At 67.8% G+C, this 17,576-nt stretch carries 14 protein-coding genes and 2 pseudogenes; 1 reads left to right on the top strand and 15 read right to left on the bottom strand.

Annotated features, from left to right (window positions below; all coding sequences use genetic code 11):
• Window positions 1-31: 31 nt before the first annotated feature.
• The 3 genes and pseudogenes from test1122_RS15825 to test1122_RS15815 all read right to left on the bottom strand — a co-directional run.
• Window positions 32-2,200 carry an urease subunit alpha gene (locus test1122_RS15825; protein WP_232269816.1) on the bottom strand — a complete coding sequence of 723 codons (2,169 nt, stop codon included), beginning with the start codon at window positions 2,198-2,200 and terminating at the stop codon, window positions 32-34.
• The gene (locus test1122_RS15820) at window positions 2,200-2,736 is read right to left on the bottom strand and encodes an urease subunit beta (RefSeq protein ID WP_422397077.1); all 537 of its coding nucleotides are present in this window, start codon (window positions 2,734-2,736) and stop codon (window positions 2,200-2,202) included. Before test1122_RS15820 ends, test1122_RS15825 begins: the two co-directional genes overlap by 1 nt.
• Window positions 2,722-3,018: pseudogene (locus test1122_RS15815) on the bottom strand (urease subunit gamma); the annotation flags it as partial. The gene test1122_RS15820 and the pseudogene test1122_RS15815, both read right to left, overlap by 15 nt.
• A gap of 319 nt (window positions 3,019-3,337) precedes the next feature.
• Here test1122_RS15815 and test1122_RS15810 point away from each other — a divergent pair.
• Entirely contained in the window at window positions 3,338-3,586 is a 249-nt protein-coding gene (locus test1122_RS15810; RefSeq protein WP_232269815.1) for a hypothetical protein, read from the top strand.
• Window positions 3,587-3,650: 64 nt separating this feature from the next.
• Here test1122_RS15810 and test1122_RS15805 read toward each other — a convergent pair.
• The 12 genes and pseudogenes from test1122_RS15805 to test1122_RS15750 form a co-directional block, all read right to left on the bottom strand.
• A pseudogene (locus test1122_RS15805) lies at window positions 3,651-4,082 on the bottom strand (class I SAM-dependent methyltransferase); the annotation flags it as partial.
• 27 nt (window positions 4,083-4,109) lie between these two features.
• On the bottom strand, window positions 4,110-4,580 hold the full coding sequence (locus test1122_RS15800; RefSeq protein ID WP_232269814.1) for a hypothetical protein: 471 nt from the start codon (window positions 4,578-4,580) through the stop codon (window positions 4,110-4,112).
• 491 nt (window positions 4,581-5,071) lie between these two features.
• Window positions 5,072-5,569, bottom strand: a complete 498-nt coding sequence (locus tag test1122_RS15795) for an NADAR family protein (protein WP_338423545.1) — start codon at window positions 5,567-5,569, stop codon at window positions 5,072-5,074.
• Between the two features lie 268 nt (window positions 5,570-5,837).
• The gene (locus test1122_RS15790) at window positions 5,838-6,449 is read right to left on the bottom strand and encodes a pentapeptide repeat-containing protein (RefSeq protein ID WP_232271925.1); all 612 of its coding nucleotides are present in this window, start codon (window positions 6,447-6,449) and stop codon (window positions 5,838-5,840) included.
• An 86-nt stretch (window positions 6,450-6,535) separates the two neighbouring features.
• Window positions 6,536-7,072, bottom strand: coding sequence for a hypothetical protein (locus test1122_RS15785; RefSeq protein WP_232269812.1), 537 nt, complete (start codon window positions 7,070-7,072; stop codon window positions 6,536-6,538).
• Window positions 7,069-9,621 carry a hypothetical protein gene (locus test1122_RS15780; protein WP_232269811.1) on the bottom strand — a complete coding sequence of 851 codons (2,553 nt, stop codon included), beginning with the start codon at window positions 9,619-9,621 and terminating at the stop codon, window positions 7,069-7,071. Before test1122_RS15780 ends, test1122_RS15785 begins: the two co-directional genes overlap by 4 nt.
• 10 nt (window positions 9,622-9,631) lie before the next feature.
• Window positions 9,632-10,015, bottom strand: a complete 384-nt coding sequence (locus tag test1122_RS15775) for a DUF6507 family protein (RefSeq protein ID WP_277879837.1) — start codon at window positions 10,013-10,015, stop codon at window positions 9,632-9,634.
• 15 nt (window positions 10,016-10,030) lie between these two features.
• On the bottom strand, window positions 10,031-10,339 hold the full coding sequence (locus tag test1122_RS15770) for a pore-forming ESAT-6 family protein (RefSeq protein WP_232269809.1): 309 nt from the start codon (window positions 10,337-10,339) through the stop codon (window positions 10,031-10,033).
• Window positions 10,340-10,360: 21 nt separating this feature from the next.
• Entirely contained in the window at window positions 10,361-10,693 is a 333-nt protein-coding gene (locus test1122_RS15765) for a hypothetical protein (protein ID WP_232269808.1), read from the bottom strand.
• Window positions 10,694-10,850: 157 nt separating this feature from the next.
• Window positions 10,851-12,269, bottom strand: coding sequence for a DUF6177 family protein (locus tag test1122_RS15760; protein ID WP_232269807.1), 1,419 nt, complete (start codon window positions 12,267-12,269; stop codon window positions 10,851-10,853).
• Window positions 12,270-12,456: 187 nt separating this feature from the next.
• Complete coding sequence (eccCa, locus tag test1122_RS15755) at window positions 12,457-16,440, bottom strand: type VII secretion protein EccCa (RefSeq protein WP_232269806.1); 3,984 nt, start codon at window positions 16,438-16,440, stop codon at window positions 12,457-12,459.
• Window positions 16,440-17,567, bottom strand: coding sequence for a CpaE/TadZ family protein (locus test1122_RS15750; protein ID WP_232269805.1), 1,128 nt, complete (start codon window positions 17,565-17,567; stop codon window positions 16,440-16,442). The genes eccCa and test1122_RS15750 overlap by 1 nt, the downstream gene beginning before the upstream one ends.
• Window positions 17,568-17,576: the final 9 nt, after the last annotated feature.

Genomic DNA, 17,576 nt, shown 5'->3' with positions numbered 1-17,576 from the left:
TGGCGTGTCCGCCCGGGCACACGGCAGCAGCTCAGAAGAGGAAGTACCGCTGTGCCATGGGTACTTCGTTCACGTAGGAACGCGGCACGGTCGCCTTGTCGATCTCGGCACGCGCGTCCGCCGTGGTCGCACCGCCGATGGTGACATCGAAGCTGTTGTGGCTGACCTCCAGGTCCAGCTCCTTGCCCTCTGCGCCCCGGTCGTTCAGCAGCATGGAGGCCTTGGTGATACACCGGGTATCCGTGATGTCCACGAAGTCCTTCTCAAGCCCGAGACCCTCGGGCCTCGTCACCGTGATCTCATCGTCACCCCGCTTCTCCTTGCTGGTGACCTCAGCGGTCTTCCTCACGAAGGTGCCGTCGGCGCACTTCTTGGCGGTCCCGTCGGAATTCTTCTCGTAGCTGGACAGCTTGGCGCCCACGTTCTCAGCAACGAAGTTGAGCGAGTTGCGCCCAGGGGAGCGGCCGCTGGCGCCCCAGACCGGGCGCGGCAGGTAGGGCTGCGGGGTGGTGATGGAGGCGTTGGCGTCGCCGACCTGTGCGTAGGCGAGCTGGCCGCCCTTGACGACCATGTGCATCTTCACGCCGAAGAACTTCGGTTCCCACAGCACCAGGTCGGCCAGCTTGCCCCGCTGTACGGAGCCGACGTACTTGTCGATGCCGTGTGTGATCGCCGGGTTGATCGTGTACTTGGCGACGTACCGGCGCGCCCGGAAGTTGTCGTTCGGCAGCAGTTGCTTCTCGTTGTGCTCGTGGCCCTTGGCATCCGTGTCATCGGCGATGTCGCGGATCTTCGCGGCGTCGAGGTCCTCTCGCAGCGGCCCGTAGCGGCACTTCATGACGTGCGCGGTCTGCCAGGTGCGCATGACCATCTCGCCGATACGGCCCATGGCCTGCGCGTCGGAGGACATCATCGAGATGGCGCCCATGTCGTGGAGGAGATCCTCCGCTGCCATGGTGGAGGGCCGGATCCGGGAGTCGGCGAAGGCCATGTCCGCCGGGATCTCCGGGTTGAGGTGGTGGCAGACGATCATCATGTCGATGTGTTCCTTGACGGTGTTGACCGTCAGGGGACGCGTCGGATTGGTCGAGGCCGGGAGGACGTTGGCGTCCTTGACCAGCTCGATCATGTCCGGAGCGTGACCGCCTCCGGCACCTTCGACGTGGAAGATGTGGATGGGGCGGCGCACATACTCGTCTTCGTCAGCTGTGGGGTTGCCCTGGGCGTCCACTGGATTCCCGTTGGTGTCCTTCTTGACGAAGGCGTGACGGGTGTCTTCCAGGAATCCGGACTCGTTCAGCGAGTCGGCGTGCAGGGCGACTTGGATCTTGCGTTCTTCGCAGACCTCCAGGGCCTTGTCGAGCACCGCGGGCGTGGCGCCCCAGTCCTCGTGGACCTTGAGGCCGCAGGCACCGGCGTCCACCTGTGCTTCGAGCTCGGCCTTGTTCATCGTGCTGCCCTTGCCGAGCACGCCGATGTTGATGGGGAACTCGTCCAGCGCCTCGAAGAGCCGGGTGATGTGCCACGCGCCCGGGGTCACGGTGGTGGCCGTGCTGCCCTCGGCCGGTCCGGTGCCGCCGCCGATGAGGGTGGTCACGCCCGAGGCGAGGGCCTCGTGGATCTCCCCGGGGCAGATGAAGTGGACGTGGGTGTCCACGCCGCCAGCGGTGAGGATCCGCCCATTGCCGGAGATGACCTCGGTGCTCGGGCCGACCACGAAGTTCTCCGGCTTCACAGTGGCCGTGGTGAAGGCCGCCTGCCCCTGATCGGTGAACCTCGCGCCGAAACCGCCCGGCATCTCGAAATGCTTGATCGGGTCCATCGTTTCGGGGTTGTACGCCTTGCCGATGGCCGCGATCTCAGCGTCGCGGATGCCGATGTCGGCCTTGACCACGCCCCACCAGTCGAGGATCAGCGCACCCGTGATGACGGTGTCCACGGGCTTGTGCCCTGTGACCGTGGCCCCGCTGTCCTTCCCGTCCCTGGCGATGTGCGACATGCCCATCGATTCGCGGATCACCTTGCCGCCGCCGAAGATCATCTCGTGGCCGCTGTACGACGGACCGCCGCTCCAGTCGGCCTCGATCTCTAAGGTGAGGTCGGTGTCGGCGAGCCGGACCCGGTCATTCGTCGTCGGCCCGTACAGGGCGGTGTAGTCAGCCCGCGTCAGCTCGTTGCTCTGCTGCTGCCTCTTGCTCATCAGACGGTCCCTTCGCGCAGTCCCTGGATCTTGGGCAGGCCCGAGGTGGCGGTGCCCTGGATCGCCACCAGCTCGACGCAGCACTCGTCACCGGGCTCGAAGCGCACGGATGTGCCTGCGGCGATATTGAGCCGCCGCCCCTTCGCTTCCGGGCAGTCCCAGAGCTTGCTGGAAGCGGGGGTCGTCCAACCCCTCGAACCCTTGACGCTGAGGACCGTGAGCCCTGGGTTGACCTCGGCGAAGTGATAGTGGGAGCCGACCTGGAGGGGGCGGTCCGACGTGTTCTTCACCTTGATCGTCGTCTTACTGTCCTGAAGGCTTGCCGCGCCCGCGGACGTGTCCCCGTCCAGGTGCACGTTGAAGTAGATCGCAGCGTGCCGGGAGGCCGTGTCATCGCACTCGTCGCAGCACGGGGATGAGTTGTTGGCGTCGTCGCAGTCGACCGAACATTCCGCCTTGCGGGGCGGCTCCGGGTGCTCGACCTTGCCCGGGTAAATCTCGGGCTCCTCCACCGCCTCCGGGATGGGGTCGTGGATGGTGACCAGCTTGGTGCCGTCCGGGAAGGTGGCCTCCACCTGGACGTTCTTAATCATCTCCGGGACGCCGTCCATCACGTCGTCGCGAGTGAACAGCCGTCGGCCTTCATCCATGATGTCGCTGACCGTCTTGCCGTCGCGCGCCTGTTCAAAGGCGTACACGGTTAACAGGGCCATGACCTCGGGATAGTTGAGGCGCAGCCCGCGATCACGGCGCTTCTGTGCCACGTCGGCCGCGACGTGGATCAGCAAGCGCTCCTGCTCATGCGGAGTCAAATGCACGGTGGCCCTTTTCTGTTGTGCGGATGGTGCGTGCAGCCGGGCGCGCCCAAGGTCGTGCAGAGTGCCGCCTGGTCATTCCGGGGCCGCCTCTAGATCATCAAGGGCGAAATCCGAGTAGATCACACAGACCACAGATGATCTACACCATTGGGTGAATGCAAGGCGCAGAAGTGACAGGCCTGCCTGCTCAGTTCTCGGCGTCAGCGCCTTGCAGGATGCCGTCCGGACCTCACACCCCGGTGCCCTGCTGATATCGCAAGCTACGCCGGGTCGGCCAGAGAGATGCTGGGGAGACAACTCTGTCCGAGGGATTCCCGACATGGCACTTCGCACCTTCGTCTCGATGACCGTGCGCGAAGACGCACTCGATCAAGCTCGTCGCACCCTGTGGACCTTGGTCACCGACACCATGAGCCCTGCGGAGTTCACCAGCTACAACAAGCCGGACGCCCCTACGGTGGTCGTGGTATCGGTGCCCGGCGATGCACGCGAAGAAGTGGCAGAACGCCTCGCCTCGCTGACGTCCCTGCCGTACGAAATCGAGGTACAGGAAGCCACCAGTCACTGATCCTGGTCGGGTGCTGAGGGCCGGTTCATCTGTACAGGCCGGGGTAACGACGCTCCGAGTGCGGTCAGATCGTGTGGCGGAAGGCCGACACCAGCAGGGTGCCTGCTGTGCGTGGCCCTTCGGCAGTGGGCGGCAGGACCTCGATGCCGATGTCCATGGACCCGGCCTCGTCGAGGAACTTGGTCCACACCTGCTCCTGGAGGACCCAACGGCGCATCGTGGTCGCCTCCCCGTCGGGGGTCTTCGCCGGGATGTAGGCGGCCACGGCATCTGGCGGGGCGGGCGCCCCGGTGAGGTAGTGGGCGAGGGTGGAGAACACCAGCCGTCCCCCGGGCCGTAGCGCGGCACTCGCGGCCGGCAGCAGTTCCCGCGGGTCGGTGAAGTCGACCGCGCCGAAGACGCTGTAGAGCACGTCGTAGGTGCCGGGCGTGGCCTGCAGGTGGTCCACGACGTCGGACCTCACGATACGCAGGCGCGGCGCGAGGTGGCTGAAGAGGTCCCGCAGCCTTCAAAAAACACGCACTCAGTTGCCGTACAAGGAGGCGTTGACTGTATCTCCGCTTTGGACCTGCTGGATCCGCTTGGCGAACATGACGGCTGCCTCTTGCAAGAGCTTCGGGTCAATTGCCTTGCCCTCCACCGACACGTCGGCGACCACGGTGCCGACCCTCATGGTGACCGTGATACCGCCCGGCTGGTAGGCCTGGCTTTCGTTGCCGATCGTGGGCATTTCCAGCCGCGGCCTCTTCTTCCGGTCGATCTCTCCGAAAACGTCCTTCAAGTGGGCGCCAGCTTCCTGCTTACTCGTGAAGGTGAGCATCTCGAAGCTGACGTACGTGTCGTCCGTCGACGTGAACTTGGCGTTGCCCCGCAGCTTGGCCTGTTCTGCGACGGATTCACCGGGGTGGACGTCTGCCGACACCTTCGGCCGCCAGCCGGGCATCGCCTGGATATCGGGCAGAGCCTGCTTGACCTTGGCCCCGGTCTCCAGCACCGTGTCCGAATCGTTCCAGGTAGGTGATGGCTCCGGCGCTTTAGTAGGCGCCTCCTTGGAGGGCTGAGCGCCATCCGATGCGCTGTCGGAACCGCACGCCGTGAGCCCCCCAGCGCGGACCAGGCCACGGAGGTTGCGGTGTCGTTCAAGGAGCGGGCGTCGGGCACGCTCGTCGTTGATGTGGCACGGTCACTGGGACCAGCACGGCGAACTCGGCGCCGACTACCGGAAGGACTTCGCGTACGCCTGGCCCACCGCACTCGAAGAGCTTCGTCGGGCAGCGACAGGCAGCTGGGTTCCCAGGAGGCACCCCCAGCCGCCTAGCGGCGGAATGGGGACTCCGATGACCACAGGTCACCACACGGCTCGAAAGCCGAGCACATCGGCCCGCCCCTTGACTCGGTTACTGCGGTAGAGCTTTAAAGGGCACCGGTGCCTTGGCAGCCTTCGTCCGCCAGCAGCAGGACCTGCCGGGAACGCACATTGCCGCGTCAACGGGCGAGGGCTGCGCGGACTTCCATGAGCGCGAAACCGAGAAGGTTCAGCCCTCGCCACTGCGATGGTCGGCTGGCACGTTCATCGTCGGCGGCGAGACCGATGCCCCAGATTCGGTCGAGGGGACTGGCTTCAACGAGCACCCGCCCCGCCGTCGTCCGGAGGTAGTCACGCAGACCTGGGTCCTGCTCGAACTTGGCCATGTTCGCTTGGATGACGATGTCGTAGCGATGGGCTACCCAGGTCTGTTCGTCGAAGCCGACGACTTGGCGGCCCAGTGCCTTGGCTGTGCCTGGATGAGGGGCGGCCAGGATACGTTGGGCGGTCAGCTCGTCGCCGAAGAGCCGTGCTTTGGCCACCATCATGAAGTGCTCGGCGCTGGCGTACGTATCACCTTCGACGGTGAAAGTCGTCGGCCACCACTGGCTGAGAGAGCCCGGGCCAATTCCCCCACTTCGGGACGGCTGGTGGCCCCAGAAGAACAAGAACTTCATGCGGTGACCTAGGGCTTCGCGTCGGCGAAGGTCTGTAACGTCGTGTGGCGGCGCTTCGGGCTCGGACATAGTTGGCACCTTGTCAGACGAACGGTCCCAAGGCCACGGGATATCGACTCCGTCCGAAAGGCCTGCGCCCGAGCACTCGGTAAGTTCAGTGCTTCAGGGGTGCTCGACAGTGTTGAGAAGGTTCATTCACCGTTCGCTGGCTGGGTCAGCCAGAGTTTCAGCGTGATCTCGATGGCAAGATTGTGGAACCCAAGCATCACTACCTCGACCTTCGAGGGGATAGCACCTCTACCTGTGCGCCGCGATCATTCAACCACCGCTCGAGGTCCGCTCCGGCGAGTTCACGAGATGCTTCGCCTTCTGTCAGGGTTGCCGGACCGAACACCGTGCCTGACAACCCGGTAACGACCGTTTGCTCGTCGAGAACAACATTGAAGGACGACTCCGCAACGGTTGCGTCGGAAAGGTCTGCACCGGCCAGCTTGACTCGCAGCAACGACGCACCGTCCAGGGTGGCGCCCCGGAAGCTTGCGGCCCTGGCGTCGACTCCCCAGAGGGAGGCACTTCCCAAGTCAGCGTGGTCCAGGTTCGCAGAGCACAGCGCAGCTTCGTCCAAGGTCGCCTTCACGAGGCAGGCGTTGGAGAGGTCCGCGGAAGTGAGATTCGCCCCTTCAAGATGGGCGCGGTACAAGTCAGTGCTGATCAAAGCGACGTGGCGGAAGTCGGTCTCGGTGAAAAGTCCCTCGGAAAGATCGGCTCCGCTGAGGTCTGCTCCGCTTAAGTATAGGCCCGCGAGATCTAGCGGTCGATCATCGGAGGATCCCATCCACTCACGGACTACTGCTGCTACTTCCTCGTCAGCGGGCAGCATCTTCACGTCCTGTCTATGAAAACGGAGCGATGAACTCACCCCCCTCGGAATGCCTTATAGCTTTTGCACTCTAAGGATCAAAGGCTTCAGTTGCTTGACTCTGCGTCCAAGGCGTCCAGCATAGCTGGATCGAGCGCGACAACCGGCTTTTCCGCAACATGCTCCTGCCATGTCCCGAGCGGAACGGGCACGAACAAGAAATCAGCCACTCCATTCTCTACCGTGAATCCGCCGCCCCGCGCATACAGCATGACCAAGGGTTCGTACGGGTCATCAAGCTCGCCGAGCCGGGGATGAGCCACTTCCTGAAGCGCTGCCCAGTTGACAGCTGCTCGGCACATCTTCCTTGTCGTCAGACCCGGAACGTTCTCCGATGTGAATTTTTCCAGTCGATCAATAAGCTCTTGGTCGGAAGGTACGGAAGGGTCGATGCGTTCCGCGATATCGAAGAAAGGCCATTCGTCCGTACCTCCCAACTCCTGCACCCACAGCGCGGCACGGCGAAGGTACTCACGCAAGAGCATGGATCGCGATACAGCATGGTCATCGGCTGTATCCCAGTCCGTCCAGTCAATGGCGACAAGACGCTCGACCATTGCATTCGCTGAACCCTGGCGCGTCACAAGCTCAGTCCTTTCTTGGCGGCGTTGACCACCTCGTCCAGGTTGGACAGGTCGTCGGCAATCTTCACGCTCGGAGGTATGAGTCCCATCTTCGGCCAGCGCTTCAGAGTGCCCTCGGCCGTAATCGGAGCACCTCGGAACGATATGGGGGCTACGTCGTGCGCTCCAAGCAAGCTCGGATCCAGTTCGGAGCTGCCCGGCTCCCAGGCAGCCGCATGATCCGAACGATACGGGAGACCCGCCTCCATGAGCCGACTCTCAACGTACTCGTGAGCGATGAGGCCGCGAAAGGACCCCTCATCGATACTCTTGAGCGTCCCTCTCTCGGCCTTTGTCCACAGATCCGCGATCTCATCGTAAGCGGTGAAGTATACGCCTTGCCTGGTCTGGTTAGGTCCTACCTGCACGTCATGCTTGTTCAGGAAGAGGTGCTCCTTCACTCTTGTGAGAATGCCGGAATCGATTCCGGTGTTATCGGCGATGCTCGGCACATCATCCGTATTCGCTCGAATGCGCTCGTATACGGACACTGCTTTGCGGTCAGGCACCTCGGCGTAGTCCACGGACTCGCCATTGTGTGTGCCCCAGTTTTCATTACCGCCTAGCCCGTGATCATCCGGGTCTCGCGGTGCGCCTGCGTCGTCGTTGCGCTGACCGGGAAGATCGTCACTTGCACTTAGGCGGTCGGGAACCTCCCGGCTGGCGGCGCCCGGGGCAGCTTCGGAGTCGATAGCACCAGTGGGGGGCTCCGCTCCCTTACCGGCACCACCCGACGGGGCTTCTGCGCTGGTGGAGAGCTCGGGAGCCTTCCCAACATCGCCTGCTGCAGCTTCGGCGCCCCTGCCCGCGCCGCCCGTTGGGGGTTCGGGGGCAGGGCCGCCGGTAGCTGGGCCGGAGCCTGCTGTGTTGCTGGGTGGGTTTGGGTTCCCGGTGCCGCCGCTTGGGCCGCCGGTGGCCTCTCGGACGGGGGTGCCGGTGGGGTTGTCGCGGGGGCCAGCGCCGGGGCCGAGGGTTTCGGGGCCTTTGGTGGAGGCGGTGGGGCCGTCGGGGGCTGTGCCGCCGGGGCCGGGGAGGTCGTTGGTGCCCGGGAGGTTGTCGGGTGTGTTGGCGCCGACCAGGGCGGGTTCGCGTTGGGGGGCGGCTGGGGTTTCGGTGGGGCGGGTGGTGATGTCGGTGGGGGCGGCGTCGGCGGGTTGTTTGAGGGTGCCGGTGGAGTCCAGGAGGTCGCCCTTGGGCGTCATGTAGGTGCCGTCGGGGAGTTTGATGGTGCCTTTGGGTATGTGGGGCGTGTTGTTGGTGATTTCGAGGGCGGTCTTGCCCGGGGGCAGGCCGGCGTCGCGTAGGGGAGCGTCGGCGGGCAGGACTTTGCCGTTGGGCAGGGCGAGGTTGCCGTCGGGGAGTCTGACGGCTTCGATGGAGTTGAGGCCTTTCAGGCCGGTGGTGATGTCGGTGATCTTCGGGAGGGATTTCAGGCCGGTGCCGATGCCCTTGCCGAGGTAGGTCATGGGGTCGATGACCTTGCCGGCCTTGCCCGCGGCGCTGAGGACCTTGCCTGCCGTGCCGGCCTTGGTGGCGGCGCCGGCGCCGCCGGTGGCGATGGTGGTGACGACGTTGAAGGTCACCAGCCCGGCCGCGCGGGCCGGGTTTTCGCTCCACATGTCCCAGGCGACCAGTTCCTTGCCGACCTGCTTGGTGGTCTGCCAGGAGTCGCTCATCCAGTCCTTGACCGGCCCGTCGGGCATCAGCTTGTAGGTGAGCGCGCCCAGGCCGGAGGTCATGGCGATGCCGGTGGCCAGCTGGGCCAGACCCTTCCAGGCGTCGGCGAAGCCGTCGCTCCAGGGGTTGACCAGGGTGCCCAGGCCCTTGAGGGTGCCCCAGATCCCGTCGACGATGACGCCGTCCCAGATGAAACTCTTGGCGTGCTGGTCCACCCGGTACCAGGCGTACTCCTGCTCGACGGCGCTGCCCCAGGGCGTTTCTCCGGCTTTCTTCATGTCCTCGACGCTGAGGCCGTACATGTTCTTGCCGCCGGAGCCGTCGCCGACCGTCCATTGGGTGCCGCCGACCAGCGCGGTGATCTTGTTGGCGGCGCGGCGTTCGGCCTCCCAGAACTGGGCGACCGTCGCGGAGATCTCCTGGACAAGGTCGTTGTTGCGTTTGACCTTGTCGCCGTCTTCCTTCCAGTCGTCATCGCCCTGGATGGAGCCGAGGAAGGAGGTGGCTTCGGCTTTGAGGCGCTTCAGCTTCGCGACCAGGGGGCGGGCCTCGGTCGCGTAGCCGCTCAGGGCAGCGGTGACCTTCTCCAGGTCGTCCGCGAAGTCGTCGGCCTTCTCCCGTACCGGTTTCGTGGTGGCGAAGAGCTGCTCCGCCTCAGGCGCGTCGTAGAACGCCGACAAGCCCTGGAAGGTGGAGTGGACGCCTGAGCCGGTTCCGCGGATGGCGCTCGCGTCTTTTTTGAGTCCGGTGATGTCTTTGTCGAGCTGTTCCAGATTGCCGGTGAACTCCGGTATACCGGCCGGGTCCACCTGCTCCTTGACCTCTTCGGCCACGCCCCCGCTCCTACCCCTTCTCCGCCTGCGCCTTCGTGATCCTTTCCATGTCCGGGCTGGCCGTGGCCGCGCGCTGAACCCGTTCAGCCATGGCCTGGTCCCCGCGCAGGTATGCGTTCATGGCGTTCTGCGCGCCGTTCAGGGACTTGCCCGCCCGTGCCCCGATGAAGAGCAGGTCTTCCTTCTTCCCCTCGGCGAACTCACCCAGCGCGGCGCCGATCAGACCAGCCTGTGGCCTCTTGCCCTCGCCCATATAGAGCGTCCCCGCGTTCGTGGCTGCGCCCTGCAGATGCGAGCCATAGGACTTGGCCTGCCCCTGAAGCTTCTCCGCCACCGCGATGGTCTTCTTCAAGACCCCCTGAGCGGATTGTGGGCTGATGTCCCACCGCGACATCCGTCATCCCCCTGATCAGCCGATGCCGTCCACGGCTGCCTTGGCGCGCTTGAGTGCTGCCTGTGCCGTGCCGTCGTTCTTTTCCAGCGTCGACTTCAGCAGGTTGATGATGGAGCGCACCTCGCTGGCGGACTTGTTCCACCGCTGCTCAGCGCCGTGGTACTGCTCCGAGACCCCGTCGGCCTGGAAGTCGGCCATGGCGGCCTTCACCTGCTGGTCCCGCTCCGCGATGACCCGCTCCAGCTGCGCGATCACACCCTGCAGATTCGACTGCGCCTCGCCCGAGGCACCCGTGTCATAACTACGCCGGTCCGCATTTCCCATGTCCCTGCTGCCCCCTTCTGGTCAGCGGCCCGAGAAACGGGCCGCGTCGAAGTTCGCCGCGCCCATCGCCTGACGGGCGTTGTCCGCCGACTCCTGCTCACCGGAACCGAACGCGGCCTCCATGCCCTGCTGACCACCCAGAATCGAACTCAGGGCGCCATTGAGTGACCTGGTGATGCCATCCGCGTTGGTCTTGAACTGGTCGAAGGCCGCTTTACCCGCACCGTTGAACTTCCCCTCCAACGGCTGCGCCGCAGTGATCAACTGCTTGATCAGCGACCCAAGGTCCGTCGATGAGCCCCGCGACTGCTTCATCAGCGTCGACAGCGCCTGATTCCCCATATCGAACTTCATGCTCAATCCCTCCCGTTGAGGCGGCCAAGACTGCTCAGGCCCTCACCACCATCCGACGGCGCACCGGTGGATGCAACGCCTTTGTGACGATCGAGAGCAAGTCCACACGCTCTTGTCGAGACGCGCCAGGCGGCTCAGTGGTTCCCTTTCGATGCTGTCAATGGCCCCCGGCGCCACCGGGGTTTCCCTTCCGCTTCGCCTCCCGGTACAGCTCCCCCATGAGTTGCTGGTAGGCCTCCCAGCCCCCGTCGCCGAGCGGGTAGTAGAGCCCCGCGTCGGCGCCCCGGCCCAGCTGGACCGGGGGGTCGGTCAGTGGGGAGCGGCGGGCCTGGGCGGGGCCGATCTCCTGGACGGCCTCGCTGCCGATGAGGAAGGCGCCCGGGACCGGAGGGGCTTCCAGGTGGGCGGGGATGGTCAGGTCGGCGCGGGCATGGCGGCGCTGGATCAGCAGGGATACCAGGCCGTGCTCGGTGACGAGTTGTTCGGCGAGCTCCAGCAGGGTGTCCAGGGGTGGGGCGGTGTCCTTGGGATAGCCGAGGGCCAGGGTGACCTCCTCCTCGACGCCGCTGGGGACGCGGCCGACCCGCAGGGTGGCGATGGCCGGGCGGCCCGGGTGGCCGACGGCCACGAGCAGGGTGGGGTCGGGGGCCCGGTCCCGGGCCAGGTCGGTCAGTTCCTGGCGGTCCCAGGGGAGGTTGGCCGGTTCCGCGGTGCCCCAGCCCGCCGGTGCGGCGCCGGTGAGCTGCTGCCAGGTGGCCTCCAGCGCGCCGCCGAGCAGCAGGTCGCGGTCAGCGGGGTGGCGGGTGGCGAAGGTGAGCAGGAGCTGGTGCTCGCCGGTTTCGGCTAGTTGGGCGTAGGGGGAGGCGAGCGTGCCGGTGGCGGTGAAAGCGCCGTCCTGCCAGTGGAGTTCGGAGCCGGAGAGGCCGTCGTAGTAGCCGCCCTCGCCGTCCTGTACCACCCAGCGGTTGGGCAGGCCGGACAGGGCCGCGCGGAGGGGCAGGGTGAGGCGGGCGGTGCGCGGGGTGACGATCTGCAGGCCGCGGTCGCTGGTCCGGGTGGCGCGCAGGGCGTCGGCGAGCCAGGCCGTCATGGCTACTACGGGGCGGTCCTGGATGACGGCGGCCACCTTGTCGGTGAGTACGTCAACGGCGGGCTGAGCGGCGGCGGTGGCGGCCGTGGCGGTCACCCCTGGCACTGCGGCCGCCCCACCGTCCGGTGCGGTGGCCTCGGGCGGCCACACCGCGCCGCCGAGCTGGCCGACCAGGCGGGTGGCGATGGTTCCGGCGAGCTGGGGGGAGTTGGGTGCGGCGGTGGCGGCCCGTACCTCGGTCCACCACATGGGCTCGGTGACGGGGGCGGCGTCCGGGCCGAGCAGCCGGGCGATCTCGCCGGGGGTCTGGACCAGCATGGGGGCCTCGACTGAGGCCAGCGGGCGCCCTTCGGCGTCGCACAGCTGGATCACCGCGCCGTCGCCTGCGGCGGCGACCGAGGTGTCGGGGCCGCCGGACATCAGTCCGGCCATCAGGGTCCAGGGGTCCGGCATTTGTTCGGTGAGCGCGATTACGTCGGTGGTCATCCGTTCTCGTTTCGTCTCGGTTCGGTGGGTTTCCCCTAAGCCCGCCCCTTCCCGGAACTGGGGCTGTCCGCCCCAGGCCCCGGTTGTCCTTCGGGTGCGGGTCGTGTTGTGCCCACCCTCCCCCAGACTCCGTCTGGGAGGTGCCCCCACGCCCTGCGGAACGACTGCCCACAACACTCGTCGGGGTTTACTCGTTTGTCAGGGCTGTCTGGATCAGGCGGTTTGGCTCGCCTCGGCGGATGAACATGCCGCGGCCCGGGGGGCGGTGGGCCGGGTGGACGCCCGGGAAGAGCTGGCCCTCCGAGCGGTCGCCGGTCATCACCAGGGCTGAGGTCCCGCTCTCCCGTAGCGTCATCAGGAACGGCTCGTACAGCGCCCGGGAGGCTCCGGCTACGCGGCGGGTGATGACGAAGTGCAGGCCGATGTCCTGGGCGGAGGGGATATAGGGGAGGAACGGCTCCAGCGGCTGCTGCCCGGCCGTGGAGAGGATGTCGTAGTCGTCGACGAGTACGACGATCTCGGGCCCGCTGTGCGTCGCCCCGCCCGCGGCCAGCACCTCGGGGGCCACGGTGTCGTCGGGCATCCGCTTGTCCAGCTCCCCGGCGATCCCGGCGGAGAGCGCGGCGGCCAGCTTGGCGTTGTGCGCGTAGCCGCCCCTGTAGGGCTCGGGCACCAGGCTGTGCAGGCCGCGCCTGGGGTCCATGATGGCGAAGACGAGCTCGTCCTCGCTGTACCGGTCGATCAGGCCCCGGGCGATCAGCTCCAGCAGGTTGGTCTTGCCGCACTCGCTGTCGCCGAAGATGAGCAGGTGCTGGTCGTGCTGGAACAGGTCGAGGAGTACGGGCCGTAGTGCGCTCTGGTCCAGGCCGATGGGGACTTTCCGCGGCTCGGCCGCCGGGGTCGGCAGCTTGCGGGTGGTCAGCTTCGGTGGCAGCACCCGCACCGGTGGCGCGCCGGGCCCGGTCCAGGCCGCGCGGATGGTGCGTACGGCGTGCTCGGCGGCGGTGCCGAGGTCGTCGCCGCAGGACAGACCGTCGATCCGGGGCAAAGCGGCCTGGGCGAAGAGCTTGCCGTCGGTGAGCACCCGGCCCGGCTCGTCGGGGACGAGGGTCTGGGCCAGGCGGCGGTCGATGCTGCTGTCGGAGGGGTCGTTGAGCCGTAGTTCGGCGCGGGTACCGAAGGTGGACTGCACGGCGATACGTACGTCGTTCCAGCGCAGCATGGAGGCGACCACATGGATGCCGTACCCGCTGCCGCGCTTGAGCAGCTCGCCGATGGCGTCGTCCAGCTCCTCGAAGTCCTCGCGCAGACCGCCGAAGCCGTCGATGACGAGCACGATGTCGGTGGAGCCGAGCTGCGGGAGCTGCCCGGCGGCGCGCAGCCGCCGCAGCTGGTCGACGGAGTCGATGCCCTGCTCGCGGAAGATCTCCTCGCGTTCGGCCAGCATGGTGCGGATCTCTTCCACGGTGCGGGCGGCCCGCTCCCGGTCGGCCCGTCCCGCGACCCCGCCGACGTGCGGCAGCCCGGACATCGCCTGCAGTCCGCCGCCGACCAGGTCGAGGCCGTAGATGCCCACTTCCTGCGGGGTGTGGGTCAGGGCGAGGGAGAGCATGAGGGTGCGCAGCAGCGTCGTCTTGCCCGACTGCGGGCCGCCGATGATGGCGACGTGGCCGCCCGCGAGGGTCAGGTCAAGTGTCCACTGGCCCTGCCACTGCTTGGCCGGGTCGTCCAGCAGCCCCAGCGGCACGCGCAGGGGTCCCGTGGGCCGCTGGGTGAGCCGCATGCCGCGCTTGCCCGCCTCCACCGGGCCGCCCACGGCGTCCAGTGGGAGCGCTTCAGGCAGTGGCGGCAGCCAGATCTGGTTCACCGGCGACGCGGCGGCGGCGAGCTGGTCGACGAAGGTCGACAGCAGGGTGGGGCCGACGGTGCGGCTGGCCGGGGCGGGACCGTCGTCGGTCCCTTCGGACGTGTCGGCGTCGAGCGTGTTGTAGGCGGGGTACGGCAGCGCGGCGGGGCCGTCGTCGTCGGCTTCCTGGCGGGCCGGGCCGCGGTAGGGCCCGGAGACATAGCTGGCTTTGAAGCGCTCGTACACGCTGGTGTCGACCTTGAGATAGCCGAAGCCGGGGATGGGCGGCAGATTGAAGGCGTCGGGGGTGTCCAGCACGGTGCGGGACTCCTCCGGGGAGAAGGTGCGCAGGCCCAGCCGGTAGGAGAGGTAGGTGTCCAGCCCCTTGAGCTTGCCGCCCTCGATGCGCTGGCTGGACAGGAGCAGATGGACGCCGATGGAGCGGCCGATCCGGCCTATGGAGAGGAAGAGGTCGATGAAGTCGGGTTTGGCGGTGAGGAGTTCGCCGAACTCGTCGATGACGACGAAGAGGTGGGGCAGCGGGTCGAGTTCGGGGCGCTCGGCGCGGGCGGCGGCGTAGGTGGAGATATCCGCGATGTTGCCCGCGTCCTTGAGCACCTGCTGGCGGCGCTTGACCTCACCGGCGAGGCTGGAGTGCACCCGCTCGACAAGCCCGGCCCGGTTCTCCAGGTTGGTGATGATGCCCGCGACATGCGGCAGCGGCTCAAAGGGCGCGAAGGTGGCGCCGCCCTTGTAGTCCACCAGCACCATCGCCAGGTCCTCCGGCGGGTGGGTGGCGACGAGGGCGAGGACCAGGGTGCGCAGCAGCTCGCTCTTGCCGGAGCCGGTGGCGCCCACGCACAGCCCGTGCGGCCCCATACCGAGGTCGGCGGACTGCTTGAGGTCGAGCAGCACCGGCTCGTGGTTGTCGCCCAGACCGATCGGCACCCGCAGGAACGCCTGGTCGCCCCGGCGCGGCGCCCACAGCCGCCGCAGGCTCAGGTCCCCCGGGTCCTCGATGCCCAGTTGGTCCCCGAAGTCCACCGGGCCGGACAGCGGGGCCCCGGCGGCGGCGGATTCCGGGGACAGCCGCAGCGGGGCCAGCATCCGGGCGAGGCCGGAGGCGCCCGCCAGCGTCACCTCGTCCACGGTGCCGCGTACGGTGACCGGCTCCTGGCCGCGTAGGTCCGTCACCGTCACCTGGTCGCCGTCGACGGTGATACGGACCGACACCTGCCCCGGTTCGTGGATGCGCTCGGCGAGCAGATGCAGCATGGTCACGCCCATGTCGCGCAGCGGCACGGCCTCGTCCGGGCGGGACAGCTCGTGCGCCACCTCGCCATGGCCGTCGCTGACCACCAGCAGCCGCTTGGCCATGGCCAGCGCCTCCCGGCCCGCCAGACCGCGCCGTACCTCGGCCGCGTACGCCGCCCGCTGCCGCAGCTCGGGCGCGAGCCCCTTGCCGAGCTGCCCGGCGCCGGCGGCGATCCGGCGGGCGCTGACCGGGCCGTCGTACGCCTCCGGGTCCAGGGTGTGCGGCAGCCACTTCACCCACTCCCAGTCCGCCATCCGCTCCTCGTCGGCGGCCAGCGCGAGGGCGACATCGTCGGGGGCGTGGGCGACGGCGGCCTGGATGAGCAGGGTGCGTACGACGCGCAGCACATCGTCGCGTTCGCCGATGACGCTGACGTCGCCGACCCGGTCCAGCGGGACGGTGAGCGGCATCTCCGGCGCGGTGGCGAACCGCTCCTGCAGTCCGGCGGCCTCGTTCAGCATGAAGCGGTCCGGCGGGGTCAGTATGTTGCCGCTCTTCTGTTCCAGGGCGAGGTTCCGTACCGGCACTTCGCCGGTGGCGATGCGTACGTCGAGGAAGTCCCGGTCCAGCCGCCGCCGTTCCCACAGCCGCGCCGGGTCGCCGATCAGGTCGTACAGCGCCTCCGGCGGCGGGGCCAGCACCCGGGCGGCCGCCCGGCGTTCGCGGTCCTCGGCGCTCAGCTCCTCGCGCAGCTCCTCCAAATACTCCAGATAGCGCTCCCGCTGGGTGCGCCGGGTGCGCTGTGCCCGGCCGCGCTGGGAGAACAGCATCGCGATTCCGCCGATGACGGCGACGACCAGCACGACGGCGCCGATGGCCGCGAACTGGCTGCTGCGGATCATCGTCATCATCGCCATCGAACCCATCACCCCGGCCATCGGCAGCAGCGTGGTGGCGGCGGAGCCGGACTTGCCCTCGGGGAGGTTCGGCGGTGGCTCAATGAACCGCTCGGCGGGCTCTGCCAGCGGGCGGGTGGTGCGCGCGGGCCGGTGAATCTGGTGGGTACTCATCACCTTCGCCCACGCGAGACGGCACGGTCCATGGCCTCGGCGGCCAGCTGGGCCGCCGCTTCCCGGGTGGCCTGGCCGAGCAGCGCGGACTGTATCTGACCGCCCGCGGCGAGGTGGCGGTCGTAGGGCAGGGACACCACCCGTGCGCCGCCCACCCCCAGATGCTCGGCCGCCCGCCGCTCGTCAACGGCCATATCGGGGGAGGTGTGCGTCAGCGCCACCACGGTGGTCGGCAGCAGGCTGCGGTGTACGCCGCCCACCCAGTCCAGCACCGAGCGGGTGGCAGCCAGACCCTCGACGGTGGCGGGGGTCACCAGCACCCGGGCCTGGGTGGTGGTCAGGGCCGTACGGGCCAGTTCGGCCGGGAGCGTTTCGCAGTCGACGATGGTGGTGCCGAAGTAACGGCGCAGCGACGTCATCACGATCCGGTAGATGTCCACATCCAGTTGGGCCCCCACCGCGCCCTGGCTGCCGGGCAGCAGCCAGCCGCCGCTGGACAGCCGGACGAGATAGCCGGTGATGTCCGTGATCTGCATGGAGGGGTCGATGATGCGCGCCAGATCGGCACAGCTCCAGCGCACCTCCGCCGCCCCCAGCCGCAGCGGCAACGGGCCGAGCGCCGGATCGGCCTCGACGGTGAGGACCGGGTCGGAGCGGTAGTGCGCGTACGTCAGCGAGAGCAGCGCCGCGACCGTGGACTTCCCGGCTCCGCCGCGAATGCTGGTGACGGCTATCTGGCGGCCCGTGGTGATCGGCTGCTGGATCACCTGAGCGGTGTGGGTGGCCACCGCGGTGTCCTGGGCGGTGGAGGACAGCAGCAGTCGGCGCATCGCCCGTCCCGCGCGCTGGGGGATGGAGTCGCCGTGCCGGGCACGCCCGCGCGCTTCGGCCAGCTCGGGGGCGACGACCGGCACGGATACGGGTGTGGGCGGCGGCAGCCGGGGCGGCTGCGGGGGCTGTTGGTGTACGGGCTGGGGCTGTACGGAGTGGGGCTGTACGGGCTGGGGCTGCGGGACCGGCCCCGCAGCCGCCTCAGCCGTCCCAGCTGTCCCGGCTGTCCCAGCCGTCTCCACCGCCCCGCCCAGCTCGCGGAACACCTCGCGCTGCCAGTCGTCCTGTGCCGACATAGATCAGAT

The sequence above is a fragment of the Streptomyces gobiensis genome, assembly GCF_021216675.1.
GTDB classification, from domain to species: domain Bacteria; phylum Actinomycetota; class Actinomycetes; order Streptomycetales; family Streptomycetaceae; genus Streptomyces; species Streptomyces gobiensis.
This window is presented reverse-complemented; position numbering and strand designations above follow the sequence as displayed.